Genomic DNA, 15,746 nt, shown 5'->3' on the forward strand with positions numbered 1-15,746 from the left:
GCGCTTGATGCCCCGAGCCAATGGGATCATCCTGGGGCATATGGAGCATGTCGCGGCCGCGGCGATCATCGATGCCCACGGCATCGTGCAGGGGTGGAGCGAGGGCGCGCGGCTGCTGACGGGCCACCCGGCGGGGGATGTCGTGGGGCGGCCGGCCGCCGCCCTGCTCGACGGGGCGGTGCCGGCGAAGACCGTCGCCGCGGGCACCGGCGTCGTCGCCCTGCGCCACCGGGACGGCCACCGCGTCGAGCTCAGGCTGACCACATGCCCCGTGGTCGGCCCGGACGGAATGCCCCTGGGAAATGTGGTCATCGCCCATCGGCCCGGCGGGGCCGAGCCCACCCTGGCCGGACAGGTCTTCCAGCAGGCGTCCATGTCGATGTCCGTCTTCGACACCAGCCAGCGCTATCTGCGGCTCAACGACGCGGCCTGCCGGCTGATGGGTGTTCCGGAGGAGACGCTGGTCGGCCGGGCCTACCGGGAGAGCCTCAAGGACACCGAGCACAGCCAGGGCTTCCTGAGCCATCTGCGCCAGGTCGTGGAGACGGGCAGACCGGTCCGCTACGAGAGCTTCACCGGCGCGCCCACCCTGCACCGGGACCACGCCTGGAGCATCGAGATGTGGCCCCTGAGGGACTCCGCCGGTGAGCTGACCGCGGTCGCCCTGGCCGCGTTCGACAGCACCGACCAGTACTGGGCCCGGCGGCGGCTGGCCCTGCTCAACGACGCGGCTACCGCCGTCGGCACCACCCTGGACGTGGTGCGCACCGCCGAGGAAGTGGTGGAACTCCTGGTGCCGAGGTACGCCGACTTCGCCAGTGTGGACCTGCTCGACTGGGTCCTCGGGGCGGACGAGCTGCCGGTGATCGCGGGTGAGGACGTCCTCCTGCGGCGCGTGGCCCACGGTTCCACCACCGAGGGAAACCCGGGCGCGGCGGTGCACCTCGGTGATGTGAACGTCTACCAGCCCTCCTCGCCGCCGGCGCGAGCGCTGCGCGAGGGCCGGGCCGTCCTCAGCCAGGCCGGGGAGCCGGAGTTCGTCCAGTGGCTGGAGGAGCGCAACGCGCTCGCGCCCGCCGGCCGCGCCTACCGCCGGGGCGTCCACTCCATGATCGCGGTGCCGCTGCGGGCCCGTGGCACCACCCTCGGGGTCGCGGTGTGCGTCCGCAGGGCACACCCGGACGACTATGTCGCCGACGACGCCGTGTTCGCCGAGGAACTGGCCAGCCGCGCCGCCGTCTGCATCGACAACGCGCGCCGTTTCGCCAAGGAGCGGACCACCGCGCTGGCCCTGCAGCACAGCCTGCTGCCGCAGGGACTGCCCGGCCAGGCGGCGGTCGACGTGACCCACCGCTATCTGCCGTGCGGGTCGCTGGCCGGCATCGGCGGCGACTGGTTCGACGTGATCCCGCTGTCCGGCAGCCGGGTCGCGCTGGTCGTGGGCGACGTGGTGGGGCACGGTATCCAGTCGTCGGCGACCATGGGGCGGCTGCGGACGGCGGTGCGGACCCTCGCGGACGTGGACCTGCCCCCGGACGAACTCCTCACCCACCTGGACGACCTGGTCACGCACCTCGCCGCCGGGGACGGCGGTGCGGAGACCGCCGAGCTGGGGGCCACCTGTCTGTACGCCGTCTACGACCCCGTCTCGCGCCGCCTCAGCCTGGCCGCCGCCGGCCACCCGGCCCCGGCCCTCGTACTGCCGGGCGGCACCGCCGAACTCGTCGGCATGTCGGCGGGCCCACCGCTCGGCGTGGGCGGCCTGCCGTTCGAGGCGACGGAACTGGAGCTGCCCGAGGGAGCGGTCGTCGCCCTCTACACGGACGGCCTCGTCGAGGGCCGCGACCGTGACCTCGACCGGGCGATGGACGAGATGCTGCGCGCCCTGACCGCGCCCGCCGACTCGCTGGAGGTGCTCGGGGACAATGTGCTGAAGGCCGTCCTGCCGGAGCAGCCCGGCGACGACGTGGCCCTGCTGCTTGCCCGCACCCGGGCGCTCGGCGCTGACCGGGTGGCCACCTGGGACGTGCCGCCCGACCCCGCGCACGTGGCCACCACGCGCCAGGCGGCCATCGAGCAACTGGCCGTCTGGGGGCTGGACGAGGCCGCCTTCGTCACCGAACTCGTCGTCAGCGAACTGGTCACCAACGCCATCCGCTACGGCGTGGCGCCCATCCAGCTGCGGCTGATCCGCGACCGTGCGCTCATCTGCGAGGTCTCCGACGGCAGTTCCACCTCACCGCATCTGCGCCGGGCGCACGCCTTCGACGAAGGAGGCCGCGGGCTGCTGCTCGTCGCCCAGCTCACCCAGCGCTGGGGCAGCCGGCAGACGGGCAGCGGCAAGACCATCTGGGCCGAACAGCCGCTGCCCGAGACGTGATCACTCGAAGGGGCAGCCCGGGTTCGGGGCGTCCTCGGAGAAGGGTGCGCCGTACGGCAGGACGTACAGCACGTCGAGCACGACCGGAGTGTCACCGAGGTTGCGGCCGATGTGTACGTTCCCCGGCCCGGCTGGCTCCCGGATGGCGCTGCCCGCCGGATACAGGCCGTCCTGGGCGCAGGTCGAGTCGAAGTGGCTGAGGGTGCCCTGCTTCACCCAGCCGTACAACGGCCCGTCGTGGTAGTGCCATCCGGTGGCCTGCCCGGCCGGGATCGTGATCTCCCGCAGGATGTAGTCGGTGTTGCCGACGGTGGCCTGGCTGATCAGCCGGGCGGTGACCCCCGGTCCGGCCGGGGTGGCCTGTGCGGTACCACAGGTGAACAGGGTTCCGGCGGCCACGACCGCGGTGAGGGCGGTACGGAGCGCGTTGCGCATGAGGAGCAGCCTCCTGAGACGACGGACGACGATCGAGCACCGCCGTGAACATAAAGGCCCGGTGGGGCAGTTGGGGGCGGAACCCGTCAATCCGCGTGTTCAGGAAATGAGTTGCCCGTCGGTCACTTGGCGATGCCGTCCAGTTCGGTGATCGCCTCGGCGGGCAGGGCCAGGCCGGCCGCGGCGATGTTCTCGCGCAGGTGCTCGGGCGAGGACGTGCCGGGGATCAGGACGATGTTCGGTGAGCGGTGCAGCAGCCAGGCCAGCGCGACCTGTTGCGGCGAGGCGTCCAGCCGGGAGGCGACGTCGCTCAGTGTCCCGGACTGCAGCGGGGTGAAGCCGCCCAGCGGGAAGTACGGCACGAAGGCGATGTTCTCGGCCGCCGTGCGCCCGACAAGGGCGTCGTCCTGCCGGTCGGCCAGGTTGTACCGGTTCTGCACGGTGACCACGGGCGCGATGGCCAGCGCCTCGTCGAGCTGCCCGGCGGAGGCGGCGCTGAGCCCGAGATGGCGGATCAGGCCCTGTCGGCGCAGCTCGGCCAGGGCGCCGAACTGGTCGGCGATCGAGTCCTCGTTCGGGGTGTCCATGTCACCGAGACGCAGATTGACCACGTCCAGGGTCTCCAGGCCCAGGTGCCGAAGATTGTCGTGGACCTGCGCCTTCAGATCCTCGGGGTGCCGGGACATGATCCAGCCGCCGTCGACGGCACGGCGCGCCCCGACCTTGGTGACGATGTGCAGGCCCTCGGGGTAGGGGTGCAGGGCCTCCTTGATGATCTCGTTGACCACCACGGGCCCGTAGAAGTCGGCGGTGTCGATGTGCGTGATGCCCGCCGCCACCGCCTCGCGGAGCACCGCGACGGCCCGGTCCCGGTCCCTGGGCGGACCGAAGACATGCGGTCCGGCGAGCTGCATGGCGCCGTAGCCCATACGGGTGAGGGCCGGACCGCCGGCCGGGGTGAAGGTTCCGCCGAGCGTCGCAGACATGTCGTACCTCTCGTGCTGTCCGTTTCCGGCGGGCCGGCGATCCCGCGGCCCGCCCTCGACCTCCACCCTGCGCCGGTCCCGCTGGCGTCGGCAGTGCCCCCGCGTTCCTGGGAGTGACAGGGCCGGTCACCCGGCCGGGCCCGGCCGTACGGTGGTGGCATGGACGGAACGAACGCGCTGGGGGAGTTCCTCCGGGCCCGCAGGGCGCTGGTCCGGCCGCAGGACGTGGGGCTGCCCGGGGGCGGTCTGCGCCGGGTGCCGGGACTGCGCCGCGAGGAGGTCGCGATGCTCTCCGGCATCAGCTCCGACTACTACCTGAGACTGGAGCAGGGCCGCGACCGCAACCCGTCCGTCCAGGTGCTGGAGGCCGTCGCGCGCGTGCTGCGGCTGGACGAGGACGCCACCGCGTACCTCGTCGGCCTGGCCCGGGAGCGGCCCGGCGGCACACGGCGCCCGGCCCGCCGGACGCGCCCGGCGCGCACGCGGGAACAGGTGCCTGTCAGCATCCGCCGGCTCATCGACGGCTGGACTCGCAACCCCGCCTACGTCCAGAACCGCTACACCGACTGCCTGGCCGCCAACACCCTGGCCCGGGCGCTGAGCCCCAACTACCGGCCCGGTGTGAACTTGCTGCGGGCCGTGTTCCTCGACCCGGCCGAGCGGGAACTGCGCCGTGACTGGGCGGACCTCACCGAGGAGGGCGTGGCCACCCTGCGGGCCCACGCCGGGCCGGACGCGGACGACCCGCGGCTGCGGGACCTGGTCGGAGACCTGTCCGTGCGCAGCGAGCGCTTCCGTCTCCTGTGGGCCCGGCACGATGTGCGGCCCCGGCGCGGCCGGGTGAGCCATCTGACCCACCCGCAGGTCGGCGACCTCGACCTGCACTCCGACAAGCTGTCCGTGGACGGCAGCGACGGCCTGACCCTCGTCGTCTTCCACGCCGAGCCGGGCACCCGCAACGCCGAACTGCTGGACATCCTCGGCAGCCTCACCGCGCCCGGGCCCGGCAGTGACACCGCCCAGGAGCGGGTCGAGGAGTCGTAGGTCAGAACTCCTCGTGCACCTCGGGGTCCCCGCCGAGCCGTGTGCGGGGGTGGGCGGAGATGGCCGCCATCTGGGCGGGGCCCAGTTCGAAGCCGAACACGTCGAGGTTCTCGCGCTGCCGGCCCGGATCGGCCGACTTGGGGATGGGGAGGGCACCCAGCTGGACGTGCCAGCGCAGCACCACCTGCGCGGGGGTCACCCCCAGCGCCTCGGCCACGGCGACGACCTTGGGATCGGCCGGCAGCAGACTGCCCCGGCCCAGCGGGCTCCAGCTCTCGGTCAGGATGCCCTTGCCCGCATGGAAGACCCGCAGCTCGTCCTGCGGGAACAGCGGGTGCAGCTCCACCTGGTTGACGGACGGCAAGACGCCCGTCTCCCGCTCCAGGCGCTCGATGTGCTCCGGCGTGAAGTTGGAGACGCCGATCGACCGCACGAGCCCCTCCTCGCGCAACCTGATCATCGCCTTCCACGAGTCCACGTATTTGCCGACGCGGGGGAGCGGCCAGTGGATCAGATACAGATCGACGTACTCCAGGCCCAGCAGCCGACGGGACTCCTCGAACGAGGCCAGGGTCTCCTCGTAGCCGTGATGGCGGCCCGGCAGCTTCGTGGTCACCACGAGCTCCTCCCGGGGCATCCCGCTGCTCGCGATCCCCCGGCCGACACCGGCCTCGTTGCGGTAGTTGGCCGCGGTGTCGACGAGCCGGTAACCGAGGCCGAGCGCACCGCGTACGGCCCCTTCCGCCTGCGTGTCGTTCAGGGGCCAGGTGCCCAGCCCGATGGCGGGGATCGTCGTACCGTCGTTGAGCCGGTGCGCCGGAATGCTGATCAAGGCGGGACCTTTCCTCGGCTGTGTCGTACACCCAGCGTCATGGATAGGGTGAGTGGTGATCAACCGCAGAACGGAGCGGCCCGGCCGACGACGGCACCGGATCGGAGCGTGCATGACGACGGACAGGGGCACGGCACGGCGCGGCGCGGGGATCGAGGTGAAGCCGGTCGCCGGCCACATCGGAGCCGAGATCACCGGGGTCGACCTCGCGGAGGAGCTCGACGACGCGGTGGTCGCCCGGATCCGGGCGGCGTTGCTGCGCTGGAAGGTGGTCTTCTTCCGCGACCAGAAACTCGACCACGCCACCCATGTGGCGTTCGCGCGCCGGTTCGGCGAACCGGTCGTGCCCGGACGGCGCGGCAGCGCCTCCCCGCCGGACTTCCCCGAGGTGGAGACCACGGCCGACCGGCTGGAGCTGGGCGGACGGTTCGGCATGGAACACGACGAGTGGCTGTGCCGCCGCCGGCACACACTGCTGCGCGGCTGGCACTGCGACCACGGAGCCCGCATCGACCCGCCGGCCGCGACGATCCTGCGCGCCGAGACCGTCCCGCCGTACGGCGGCGACACCACCTGGTCCAATCTGGCCGCCGCGTACGCCGGGCTGTCGGCTCCCGTGCGGGCGTTCGTCGACGGGCTGCGGGCCGAACACCGGCTCGGCGTCGGCTATCAGCCGCGGGCCGGTGACGACGCGTATCTGAGGCATCTGCTGGACCATCAGGTCGCCTCCGTCCACCCGCTGGTGCGGGTGCATCCGGAGACGGGGGAGCGGGTGCTGTTCGTCAACGGCTACTACGTCGAGCAGATCGCCGAGGTGTCCCGGCCGGAGAGCGCGGCGCTCCTGGAGTTGCTGCTGGAGCAGGCGGTCAGGCCCGAGTACACGGTCCGTTTCCGCTGGGAGCCCGGCAGCGTCGCCTTCTGGGACAACCGGGCCACCATCCATCTGGCCCCCAGCGACAACGCCCACCTCGTTTTCCCCCGGACCATGCACCGGGTGATGCTCACCGGCGAGGTGCCCGTCGGCGTGGACGGCAGAGCGTCGGAGGCGCTCACCGGCACCGAGCCGGGCCGCTGGTGACCGGCGCCGGGCCGCCGCCCGGCAGGCGGGACTTTCGCGACAGGCCCTGGCTCAGGCAGGTGAACAGTGCGTCCGTGTGATCAGACCAGCGGGATGGTGATCTCGTCCTCGACCGGCGGGTCGAGCTCCTGCGCGCGATTGCCGGTCGCGGCGAAACAGCGCAGCCGCACCGCCTGCGGGGTGACGTCCAGACGCAGGAAGCACTTGAAGAAGGGCGGGCTGTAGGTCGCCGAGCCCGGCGAGAAGAGCTGCGTGTAGATCTTCCGCACGGGAAGCCGGAACCGGGAGGTGCGGTCGGGGCGGCCGCCGGCTCCCAGGAGGCTCGCGACCAGCCGGGTGCGCCGGGTGACGCGCGTGTCCGGGCCCGGGGCGCGGCCGGGCCTGATGCCGAGCCGCTCGGCGATGACGGCCGCGGCCTCGGCCTCCGTGAGCGTGAAGAAGCGGCGCAGCCGCAGCCGCCGGCCGTACAGCCGGCTGTAGAAGGCGAGGGAGTCGCCGCGCAGCGGGTAGCAGCGGAAGTCGTCCTCGGTGACGTCGGCGATCTGCACGCGCGGGATGGTGTGGGTGGCGTGCATGAAGGCTCCGCCGCCGCCCGAGACCACGTACTGGATGGTGCGGCCGTCCACGTCGACCGGATAGCGCTGGTAGTTGTGGATGTCGCCGCCTATCGCCGCGACATAGTGGTGAGCCGGGTCGCGGACGATGTCGTCGACGGTGCCGCCGCCCTCGATGGCGCAGGGGTGCTGCTCGCCGTCCACGTACAGCGGTGACCCGGTGACGAGGATCTTCGGGCGGGGTCCCTGTGACACCTCGCGGAGCCAGGCGCCCTGTTCGGCGTCGATCGTGCCCAGCAGACCGGTGTCGATGCCTATGATCCGCACCGGTCCGGCGTCGATGGCCCAGTACGGGCCCGGCTGTGCGGTCTGTTGGGCCGGAGCCGAGCGCAACTTCCGTGCCTCGGTGAGGCGTTGTTCGTCCGTCGGGCGGGGCCTGTGCCACAGCAGGGCACGCCACCAGGCGCGGGTGAGGGGGCGGGGCGCGGGTTCGGGGGCGAGGGGCGGGGCGTCGTCGCAGAAGACGCGCATGAACGCGCCGAGGTCCTCGTACCAGTCGTGGTTGCCGGGTATCGCGTAGATCGGTGCCGGGTAGTCCTGGTACGGGCGGAAGAACTTCGTGCCGTAGTCGTCGGTGGCGCCGACCGGATAGATCACGTCGCTCGCGATCACCGCGAACGACGTGTCCTGACTGGCCTTCAGAAAGCCCGGCACGACGGCGTACTGGGAGTCGTCGCCCTCTCCGGTGTCACCGATGACCATGAAGGAGAAACGGTCCGGATCGTTCCGCCGGACCACCTTGTCGGCGGCGGCACCGGCGGCCGTGCGCTGCGCCGCCCAGCGGCTGCGGGTGCGGCCCGTCGGGTCCCCGAACCAGGACGCCACCACCCCGTTGCGGGCGGCCCACAGCGTCTTCGGGCTGAGCCACGACAGCTTCTCGACATGGTCCGGCATCAGCTGCTTGTAGGCGCCCCGTTCGGCGGTGCCCCAGCCGGCGCCTTCTGCGGTATCGCGTGAGGAGTCAGACACGGCGTGAACCGTAGCAATGTCCGGTGCGAAGCCCACCAACGGCTCGCCTGCGCAGGTCCGTTGACCGTGTCCCTGCCGAGGCCCCTGAGCCGCCGGTGGATCCGTCGGGCGGGCCGTCATAGGGAAAACCCTTGAATGTTACCGGCAGTACTGACATGGACGGGTCAAAGCTGCGATTCTCCCTGCGACCCCCCACACCGTTCCTCCCCGGTCTGTTCACGGACCACGCTCCCGCACAACTGAGCTCGTCCCGGACAGCACACCCCGTCTGTCCGGTCTGTCACCGGCCGCGAACCGGCGGCCGCAGCAGGAGGAATTCGAGTGAGACGCCTTCCCCACAGACGTTCCGCGGTCGCAGTCGCCCTGGTCTCGACCGCGGCCTTCCTTGCCGTCGGCATCCAGTCCGTCCCGGCGAGCGCCAAGCCCGCCGCCCCCCACCCCAGCCCGCTGCGCACGGGCGGTCTCGAGGCCAAGCTCAGTCCCGCCCAGCACAAGGCGCTGATCAAGAGCGCCCAGCAGAAGACCGCCACGACCGCCCGCACCATCGGTCTCGGCGCCAAGGAGAAGCTGGTCGTCCGGGACGTCGCCAAGGACAACGACGGCACCGTGCACACCCGTTACGAGCGCACCTACGCCGGGCTCCCCGTCCTCGGCGGCGACCTCGTCGTGCACACCCCGCCGGCCTCGCTGGCCGCCGGCACGGTCAGCACCACCTTCAACAACAAGCACGCCATCAAGGTCGCCTCCACCACCGCGACCTTCACCAAGGCGGCCGCCGAGACCAAGGCCCTCAGGACGGCCAGGGCACTTGACGCCGAGAAGCCCTCGACCGACAGCGCCCGCAAGGTCATCTGGGCCGGCAACGGCACCCCGAAGCTCGCCTGGGAGACGGTGATCGGCGGCTTCCAGGACGACGGCACGCCCAGCCAGCTGCACGTCATCACCGACGCCACCAGCGGCAAGGAGCTGTACCGCTACCAGGCGATCAAGACCGGCACCGGCAACACCCAGTACAGCGGCACGGTCTCGCTGAGCACCACGCTCTCCGGTTCGACGTACCAGCTGTACGACACCACGCGCGGCGGCCACAAGACGTACAACCTCAACCGGGGCACCTCCGGCACCGGCACCCTGTTCACCGACTCGGACGACGTCTGGGGCGACGGGACCGGCTCCAACACCCAGACCGCCGGCGCCGACGCGGCCTACGGAGCCCAGGAGACCTGGGACTTCTACAAGAACACCTTCGGCCGCAGCGGCATCAAGAACGACGGCGTCGCCGCCTACTCGCGCGTCCACTACAGCAGCGGGTACGTCAACGCGTTCTGGGACGACAGCTGCTTCTGCATGACCTACGGCGACGGCACGAGCAACACCCACGCCCTGACCTCGCTGGACGTGGCCGGCCACGAGATGAGCCACGGCGTCACCTCCAACACCGCGGGCCTGGACTACTCGGGCGAGTCCGGCGGCCTGAACGAGGCCACCTCCGACATCTTCGGCACCGGTGTGGAGTTCTACGCCAACAACTCCTCCGACGTGGGCGACTACCTCATCGGCGAGAAGATCGACATCAACGGCAACGGCACCCCGTTGCGCTACATGGACAAGCCCAGCAAGGACGGCGGCTCCGCCGACAGCTGGTACTCCGGTGTCGGCAACCTCGACGTGCACTACTCCTCGGGCCCCGCGAACCACATGTTCTACCTGCTCTCCGAGGGCAGCGGCACCAAGGTCATCAACGGTGTGACCTACAACAGCCCGACCTCGGACGGCGTCGCCGTCACCGGGATCGGCCGGGCCGCGGCCCTGCAGATCTGGTACAAGGCGCTGACGACGTACATGACGTCGAGCACCAACTACGCCGGTGCCCGCACCGCGGCCCTCAACGCGGCGGCGGCCCTGTACGGCACCAACTCGACCCAGTACGCGGGCGTGGGCAACGCCTTCGCCGGCATCAACGTCGGCAGCCACATCAACCCGCCCAGCAGCGGCGTGACGGTCACCAACCCGGGCAGCCAGTCCGCCACCGTCGGCACGGCGGTCAGCCTGCAGATACAGGCGAGCAGCACCAACAGCGGTGCGCTCACCTACAGTGCCTCCGGTCTGCCGGCCGGTCTGTCGATCAACAGCTCGACCGGCCTGATCTCCGGCACGCCCACCACCGCGGGCAGCTCCAGCACCACGGTCACGGTGACCGACTCCACCGGCGCGACCGGCACCGCGACCTTCGGCTGGACCGTCAGCTCCACCGGCGGCGGCTGCTCGTCGACCCAGCTGCTCAGCAACCCGGGCTTCGAGTCGGGCAGCACGGGCTGGACGGCGACCAGCGGGGTCATCACCACCGCCAGCGGTGAGGCGTCCCACAGCGGTTCCTACAAGGCCTGGCTGGACGGGTACGGCACCTCGCACACCGACACCCTGTCCCAGTCGGTGACGATCCCCGCGGGCTGCAAGGCGACCCTGACCTTCTACCTGCACATCGACACCTCGGAGACCACCAGCAGCACTCAGTACGACAAGCTGACGGTGACCGCCGGTTCGAAGACCCTCGCGACCTACTCGAACCTCAACGCGGCCTCCGGCTACAGCCAGAAGTCCTTCGACCTGTCCTCGCTGGCGGGCTCGACGGTCACGCTGAAGTTCAACGGAGTCGAGGACTCCTCGCTCCAGACCAGCTTCGTCGTGGACGACACCGCCCTGACGACCGGCTGATCTCGCAATGACACGGTCCCGCACCCGGATGCCCTCCGGGTGCGGGACCTCACCGTGTCAGCTGAGCGGATCCAGCGTCAGATACGCCTGCTGCGGGTTTCCGTCGTGCACCAGCGACTCGTGGTTCCCGACGTCGTCGAAGGCGAAGGCGTACGCCTCGCCGTCCGCCATCTGCGCGTGGATCTTGCGCGCGTAGTGGTTGGTCACGACGTCCTGGTAGAAGTTCGCCGCCGAGGTGTCCGGCTGGTTGGGGTTGACCAGCAGGGTCGAGCGGTTGAAACCGGCGCACAGCGTACGGGAGATGGGTCCGCGCACGGCGTCGTTGGGGGCGTCCAGCAGCTTGTGGCAGCCGAAGATGCTGTCGGCGTCCGGCTTCTGGAAGCTGGTGACGACCGCTCCCGAGGAGTTGGTGAAGTTCATGACGTTCCCCGACACCCGTCCGTAGTACTTGGTGTTCGGCTGGTCGGTGAACGGCGTGACGGTGAGCGTCGTCGTGGCGTACTTCTGCCAGACCCGGTTGACGTAGTCGGCCATGACGTTCGCCGGGAGGGCCCCGGTCTCCACCCCGTACAGCGGTGCGAGCGCCCGCAGGACGGTCCCGTCGGACCGCGTCTGGATCAGGTTGGCCCAGCCGCCCGGCTGTCCGCGCAGCGCGTTGAAGAACCCGTTGTAGCCACCCGGCTTGAGGTGCCCGGTACTGCTCACGCTTCCGTCGGAGCGCTGCACCCCGACCGCGTAGGGCGCGGAGAACATGTCGACCTGGGTGCTGTTGAGCCACAGCCCGGAGTCGTTGAGGGTGTACTCCGACCAGTTGAAGAGGATGTCACGGTTGGGGTCGCTCGGATTCTGCACGGCCGGCTGCACCAACCCGCCGGTGGTGAGCCGGAAGTCGAGCTTTCGGCCGTAGGAGAAGTAGATCCGGCCGGAGAACTTCGGGATCCGGATCGTCTTCGACTGCCCGGCGGCGGGACCGGGAATCGCGGCGTCGGGCGCGGGTGTCGGCGGGTTGCCGCCCGCGGGCCAGGCGTGGAACGTGCCGTTCGCGTCCGCCCAGCCCTGCCGTCCGGTCGAGAGCTGGGTGCCGAGATCGTAGATGTAGACCGCTTCGCCGCGGCCGGAGTTGTTGGTCACCTTCAGGGGGATCGTGTCCGGCACGGCGGCACCGGCCGGTTCGGGCGTGGCCAGCGCGAGCAGCGCGCCGACCAGGGTCGCCGCGGCCGCACAGGGCAGCGCGGAACGGGTGAGTCTTGCGAGCACTCTCCACCTCCGTGTGGGGTCGGGGTGGTGCGGATATTGGTCCGGACCAGTTTGAGAGCGCTCTCAGGGTTGCGCCAGGGCGCGTGCATGTCAATGAGTTGGACGGAGTCCGTGCGGTGCCCGTCGCACGGCGGGCACCTTACGGCCCGGTTCAGAAGGTGCGTTTCAGAAGGTGCGGTCCAGCAGGTCGAGCAGCGCCGCCCAGTGCCGCTCGTCGGCCTCGCGGTCGTACGCCGGGGTGTCCGACTGCGTGTACCCGTGCCGGGCACCCGGGTAGACCTCGCAGCGATGCCGTACGCCCGCCGCCGTGAGCGCGTTCTCCAGCCGCTCGATCTGCTCCTCGGGCAGGGACGGGTCATGGTCCGCGTGGCCGAAGTACAGCTCCGCGGTGATGTGTTCGGCGACCAGGTGCGGGCTGTCCGGGGTGTCGGTGGCGAGCCGTCCGCCGTGGAATCCGGCCGCGGCCGCGACCCGGTCCGGGTGCGTGCCGGCGGTCAGCAGGGCCAGCCGGGCGCCCATGCAGTAGCCCGTCACGGCGACCGGGCCGTCGGCGACCAGCGGGCTGTCGGCCAGCCAACGCAGATAGGCGCCCGCGTCCCGCGCGACGAGATCGGGCGTCAGCGACTGCACGAGGGGGCCGATCCGCTGCCAGATGGTGGGGTCGGCGCCCGTATCGATGAACTCGGGCAGTTCGACGACCGGTGTCCGCCCCTGACGGTAGAAGACGTTCGGCACCAGGACCGTGTAGCCGGCCGCGGCGAGCCGGTCGGCCATCGACCTCAGGCACGGGCGCAGTCCGTAGGCGTCCTGGTAGAACAGGACGGCCGGACGGGGACGTTCGTCGCCGGGGTGGGCCAGATAGGCGTCGGCGGTGCCGTCCTCGGTCGGGATGTCCACGGCGGTTCCCTGTACGGCGGTCATGGCGCAAGAGCCTCCCTGAGGAATCGTCGTTCGGAGGGGGACCTCCGTGACGCGGCGGGTACACGGTCATGGTGTCACGCAAGATCACCCTTCCCGCTCCCGGCCCACCGGCCCTCGCGCGTCACTCGAAGCGTGCCGTGTCGCCCGCTCCCCTCCGGACGACCTCCGCCTCGCCGCTGGAGAAGTCGATGACCGTGGTCGGTTCGGTGCCGCAGTCCCCGGAGTCCACCACCGCGTCCACCGCGTGGTCGAGCCGGTCCTTGATCTCCCACCCCTGCGTCATCGGCTCCTCCTCGTCCGGCAGCAGCAGCGTGCTGGACAGCAGCGGTTCGCCGAGCTCGGCGAGCAGGGACTGGGTGACCGTGTGGTCGGGGATGCGCACCCCGACGGTCTTCTTCTTGGGGTGCAGCAGCTTGCGCGGCACTTCCCTGGTCGCCGGGAGGATGAAGGTGTAGCTGCCCGGGGTCGATGCCTTGACGGCCCGGAACACGTCGTTGTCCACGCGCACGAACTGGCCGAGCTGCGCGAAGTCGCGGCACATCAGGGTGAAATGGTGCCGGTCGTCGAGCCGGCGGATCGAACGGATCCGGTCGATGCCGTCACGGCTGCCGAGCTGGCACCCCAGCGCGTAGCAGGAGTCGGTCGGGTATGCGATGAGCGCGCCCGAGCGCACGGCGTCGGCGATCTGGGCGATGCTGCGCGGTTGCGGGTTCTCGGGGTGCACGTCGAAGTACTTCGCCATCCGCCGAGCTTATGCCGTCACCGGGCACCCGCGACGCAGGCGGGGTCCGGTACCCGTGCCCGATCCGGAGCGAGGCGGGCACGGCCGATCGTGTGACGCCCCGAACTCCCCCGTGCGGCCCGCCCGTTCAGGAGCGGCTCCGCAGGTGGTCCCGGGGGAGGGTCCGCCGACGGCGGGAGCCCCGCGACCCGCGACCGTCCGTCGGGTAACGTCCACCTCCGAATGCCGAGGTCAACGCGATGGACGAGGAGAGGGCAGCAGTGGGTCGCAGAGCGGACGAGGACCCGCGCTCACAGACGCCGTACGACACGGACGCCCTGTGGGCCGAGGAACTGCTCGATCATCTCCGCCCCACCGGGCGCGACCTGCGCAGGGTCGTCGCCTGGCTCGCGCAGGCCGTGCGCGGAACGGCCTGCCTCCAGGGCGCCGACGGTGTCCTGCTCGCCGGAGAGCGGATGACGCTCGACGACGCGCTCGTCACCGGCGTCGTCACCGGGCGGATCTCCTCCGCGGCCGTCGAGGACGCGGGCCGGCACGTGCGCCTGGTCGCCGTGCGGCACCCCGGCCCGCGCCCGGCGTCCACGGGCCTGCTGGCCGTGGCGCGCGAGGCCCCGTTCGACCGGCGCGCCGCCGAGATCGTCACCCGGACCGCCGCGGTCGTCGAACTGCTGCTCAGGGACCGCGAGCTGACCGCCGCCGGCCACCGGCTCAGGCGCGCCGCGGCCGATCTGCGGCTGGCGATCCTGCAACTGCTGATGGTGGAGGACACCGTCTCCGCCCGCCGGGTCGCCGCGGGCCTGTGGCCGGGACTGCTCGACACCGACACGGCCAGTGTGTACGTCGTCGAGGGGACCGCCGAGGAACGGGACAGCCTCGCCGACGAATGCCTGGACGTGACCGACGGTCAGGCACTGGTCGTGCGCTGCCCCGCCATGGACGGGCACGTCATCGTCGTCAGCCCCGTGGCCGCGGCGGGGGAGCGGCTGCGCTCGTTCGTCGGCGGCCGCCCCGGCATCTTCCTCGGCGGCAGCACCCGGCAGAGCCTCGCCCAGACCGCCACCGCCTACGGCCAGGCCATCAGCGCGCTCGCCGTCGCCCACTTCCACCCAGACCAGGCGGCCGTCTACGCCGAACGGACCCATCCGGAGCGGCTGATGGACTTCGCCCCGCTGTGCGCCTGGTCCGCCGACCTGCTGCGCCCCCTGGACACCCTGCCCCACCACACCCGCGCCGAACTGCTGGCCACCACCCGGCTGGGCCTGGAGTTCACCGCGGTGAGCGCCGCCAAGGTGCTCGGCGTCAGCCGCAACACCGTACGCGCCCGCATGGACCGGGTCGAAGGCCTGCTGGACACCGACTTCTCCGATCTCACCGTCCGCGCCGTCGTCCATCTCGCCCTGAACACCCAGGCCGGCTGCGCGGAGAGCGCCGCGTACGGCACGGACCCGCGGCCGGGTGCCGTCCGGATCGGCGACCTGCTCGCCGGGACCGTGCTGCGCACCTGGGCCCATGAGCTGCTCGGGCGGCTGACCGGGGACGGACGGGACCTGCGCGGCACGCTGCGCGCCTGGATCGCCGCGGGTGGCAACGCCGAGCGCGCCGCCCAGGACCTGGGCGTCCATGCCCAGACCGTGCGCGAACACGTCCGCAGCGCCGAACCCGTGCTGGAGCGCCAGCTCCTGGCCGCGGGCACCGACCTGTACGAGGTCGTACTGGCCCTGCTGGCGGTCGGTGACCTCGCCGAACCCGCACTCCACGGTACGTAACCGGGTG

At 71.3% G+C, this 15,746-nt stretch carries 12 protein-coding genes; 5 read left to right on the forward strand and 7 right to left on the reverse strand.

Annotation, left to right across the window (positions count from 1 at the left end):
• The first annotated feature begins 40 nt into the window (after nt 1–40).
• Entirely contained in the window at nt 41–2,380 is a 2,340-nt protein-coding gene (locus AB0I54_RS10575) for a SpoIIE family protein phosphatase (protein ID WP_363295551.1), read from the forward strand.
• On the opposite strand, the gene AB0I54_RS10580 is transcribed toward AB0I54_RS10575, so the two are convergent.
• Together AB0I54_RS10580 and AB0I54_RS10585 are read right to left on the reverse strand one after the other, a co-directional pair.
• Entirely contained in the window at nt 2,381–2,815 is a 435-nt protein-coding gene (locus AB0I54_RS10580; RefSeq protein ID WP_363295552.1) for a cupin domain-containing protein, read from the reverse strand.
• A gap of 122 nt (nt 2,816–2,937) precedes the next feature.
• A complete protein-coding gene (locus AB0I54_RS10585) occupies nt 2,938–3,801 on the reverse strand; it encodes an oxidoreductase (RefSeq protein WP_363295553.1) in 864 nt (287 codons plus the stop codon).
• 159 nt (nt 3,802–3,960) lie between these two features.
• Between AB0I54_RS10585 and AB0I54_RS10590 the strand changes: the two genes are divergently transcribed.
• The gene (locus AB0I54_RS10590; RefSeq protein ID WP_363295554.1) at nt 3,961–4,845 is read left to right on the forward strand and encodes a helix-turn-helix transcriptional regulator; all 885 of its coding nucleotides are present in this window, start codon (nt 3,961–3,963) and stop codon (nt 4,843–4,845) included.
• A 1-nt stretch (nt 4,846) separates the two neighbouring features.
• Here AB0I54_RS10590 and AB0I54_RS10595 read toward each other — a convergent pair whose 3' ends face one another.
• On the reverse strand, nt 4,847–5,677 hold the full coding sequence (locus tag AB0I54_RS10595; protein ID WP_363295555.1) for an aldo/keto reductase: 831 nt from the start codon (nt 5,675–5,677) through the stop codon (nt 4,847–4,849).
• A gap of 112 nt (nt 5,678–5,789) precedes the next feature.
• Between AB0I54_RS10595 and AB0I54_RS10600 the strand changes: the two genes are divergently transcribed.
• Entirely contained in the window at nt 5,790–6,755 is a 966-nt protein-coding gene (locus AB0I54_RS10600) for a TauD/TfdA family dioxygenase (RefSeq protein WP_363295556.1), read from the forward strand.
• A gap of 80 nt (nt 6,756–6,835) precedes the next feature.
• On the opposite strand, the gene AB0I54_RS10605 is transcribed toward AB0I54_RS10600, so the two are convergent.
• Nucleotides 6,836–8,338 (reverse strand): metallophosphoesterase, encoded by a 1,503-nt coding sequence (locus tag AB0I54_RS10605; protein WP_363295557.1) that lies wholly within the window; start codon nt 8,336–8,338, stop codon nt 6,836–6,838.
• Nucleotides 8,339–8,659: 321 nt separating this feature from the next.
• Here AB0I54_RS10605 and AB0I54_RS10610 point away from each other — a divergent pair, with 321 nt between their 5' ends.
• Nucleotides 8,660–11,053 carry a M4 family metallopeptidase gene (locus tag AB0I54_RS10610; protein ID WP_363295558.1) on the forward strand — a complete coding sequence of 798 codons (2,394 nt, stop codon included), beginning with the start codon at nt 8,660–8,662 and terminating at the stop codon, nt 11,051–11,053.
• 57 nt (nt 11,054–11,110) lie between these two features.
• Here AB0I54_RS10610 and AB0I54_RS10615 read toward each other — a convergent pair whose 3' ends face one another.
• The 3 genes from AB0I54_RS10615 to AB0I54_RS10625 all read right to left on the reverse strand — a co-directional run bounded on the left by AB0I54_RS10615 (nt 11,111) and on the right by AB0I54_RS10625 (nt 13,973).
• Entirely contained in the window at nt 11,111–12,310 is a 1,200-nt protein-coding gene (locus AB0I54_RS10615) for a glycoside hydrolase family 64 protein (RefSeq protein ID WP_363295559.1), read from the reverse strand.
• Nucleotides 12,311–12,475: 165 nt separating this feature from the next.
• Complete coding sequence (locus tag AB0I54_RS10620; RefSeq protein ID WP_363295560.1) at nt 12,476–13,231, reverse strand: dienelactone hydrolase family protein; 756 nt, start codon at nt 13,229–13,231, stop codon at nt 12,476–12,478.
• A gap of 121 nt (nt 13,232–13,352) precedes the next feature.
• Nucleotides 13,353–13,973 (reverse strand): L-threonylcarbamoyladenylate synthase, encoded by a 621-nt coding sequence (locus tag AB0I54_RS10625; protein ID WP_363295561.1) that lies wholly within the window; start codon nt 13,971–13,973, stop codon nt 13,353–13,355.
• Between the two features lie 239 nt (nt 13,974–14,212).
• Here AB0I54_RS10625 and AB0I54_RS10630 point away from each other — a divergent pair, with 239 nt between their 5' ends.
• Nucleotides 14,213–15,739, forward strand: coding sequence for a helix-turn-helix domain-containing protein (locus AB0I54_RS10630; RefSeq protein ID WP_363295562.1), 1,527 nt, complete (start codon nt 14,213–14,215; stop codon nt 15,737–15,739).
• The last annotated feature ends 7 nt before the right edge of the window (nt 15,740–15,746 follow it).

Source organism: Streptomyces sp. NPDC050625 (genome assembly GCF_040654755.1).
Lineage (GTDB): Bacteria > Actinomycetota > Actinomycetes > Streptomycetales > Streptomycetaceae > Streptomyces.

Coding starts and splice junctions, on each gene's coding strand:
- AB0I54_RS10580 (WP_363295552.1), bottom strand. CDS start 2,815: ATGCGCAACGCGCTCCGTACCGCCCTCACCGCGGTCGTGGCCGCCGGA.
- AB0I54_RS10620 (WP_363295560.1), bottom strand. CDS start 13,231: ATGACCGCCGTACAGGGAACCGCCGTGGACATCCCGACCGAGGACGGC.
- AB0I54_RS10600 (WP_363295556.1), top strand. CDS start 5,790: ATGACGACGGACAGGGGCACGGCACGGCGCGGCGCGGGGATCGAGGTG.
- AB0I54_RS10630 (WP_363295562.1), top strand. CDS start 14,213: ATGGACGAGGAGAGGGCAGCAGTGGGTCGCAGAGCGGACGAGGACCCG.
- AB0I54_RS10585 (WP_363295553.1), bottom strand. CDS start 3,801: ATGTCTGCGACGCTCGGCGGAACCTTCACCCCGGCCGGCGGTCCGGCC.
- AB0I54_RS10575 (WP_363295551.1), top strand. CDS start 41: ATGGAGCATGTCGCGGCCGCGGCGATCATCGATGCCCACGGCATCGTG.
- AB0I54_RS10625 (WP_363295561.1), bottom strand. CDS start 13,973: ATGGCGAAGTACTTCGACGTGCACCCCGAGAACCCGCAACCGCGCAGC.
- AB0I54_RS10590 (WP_363295554.1), top strand. CDS start 3,961: ATGGACGGAACGAACGCGCTGGGGGAGTTCCTCCGGGCCCGCAGGGCG.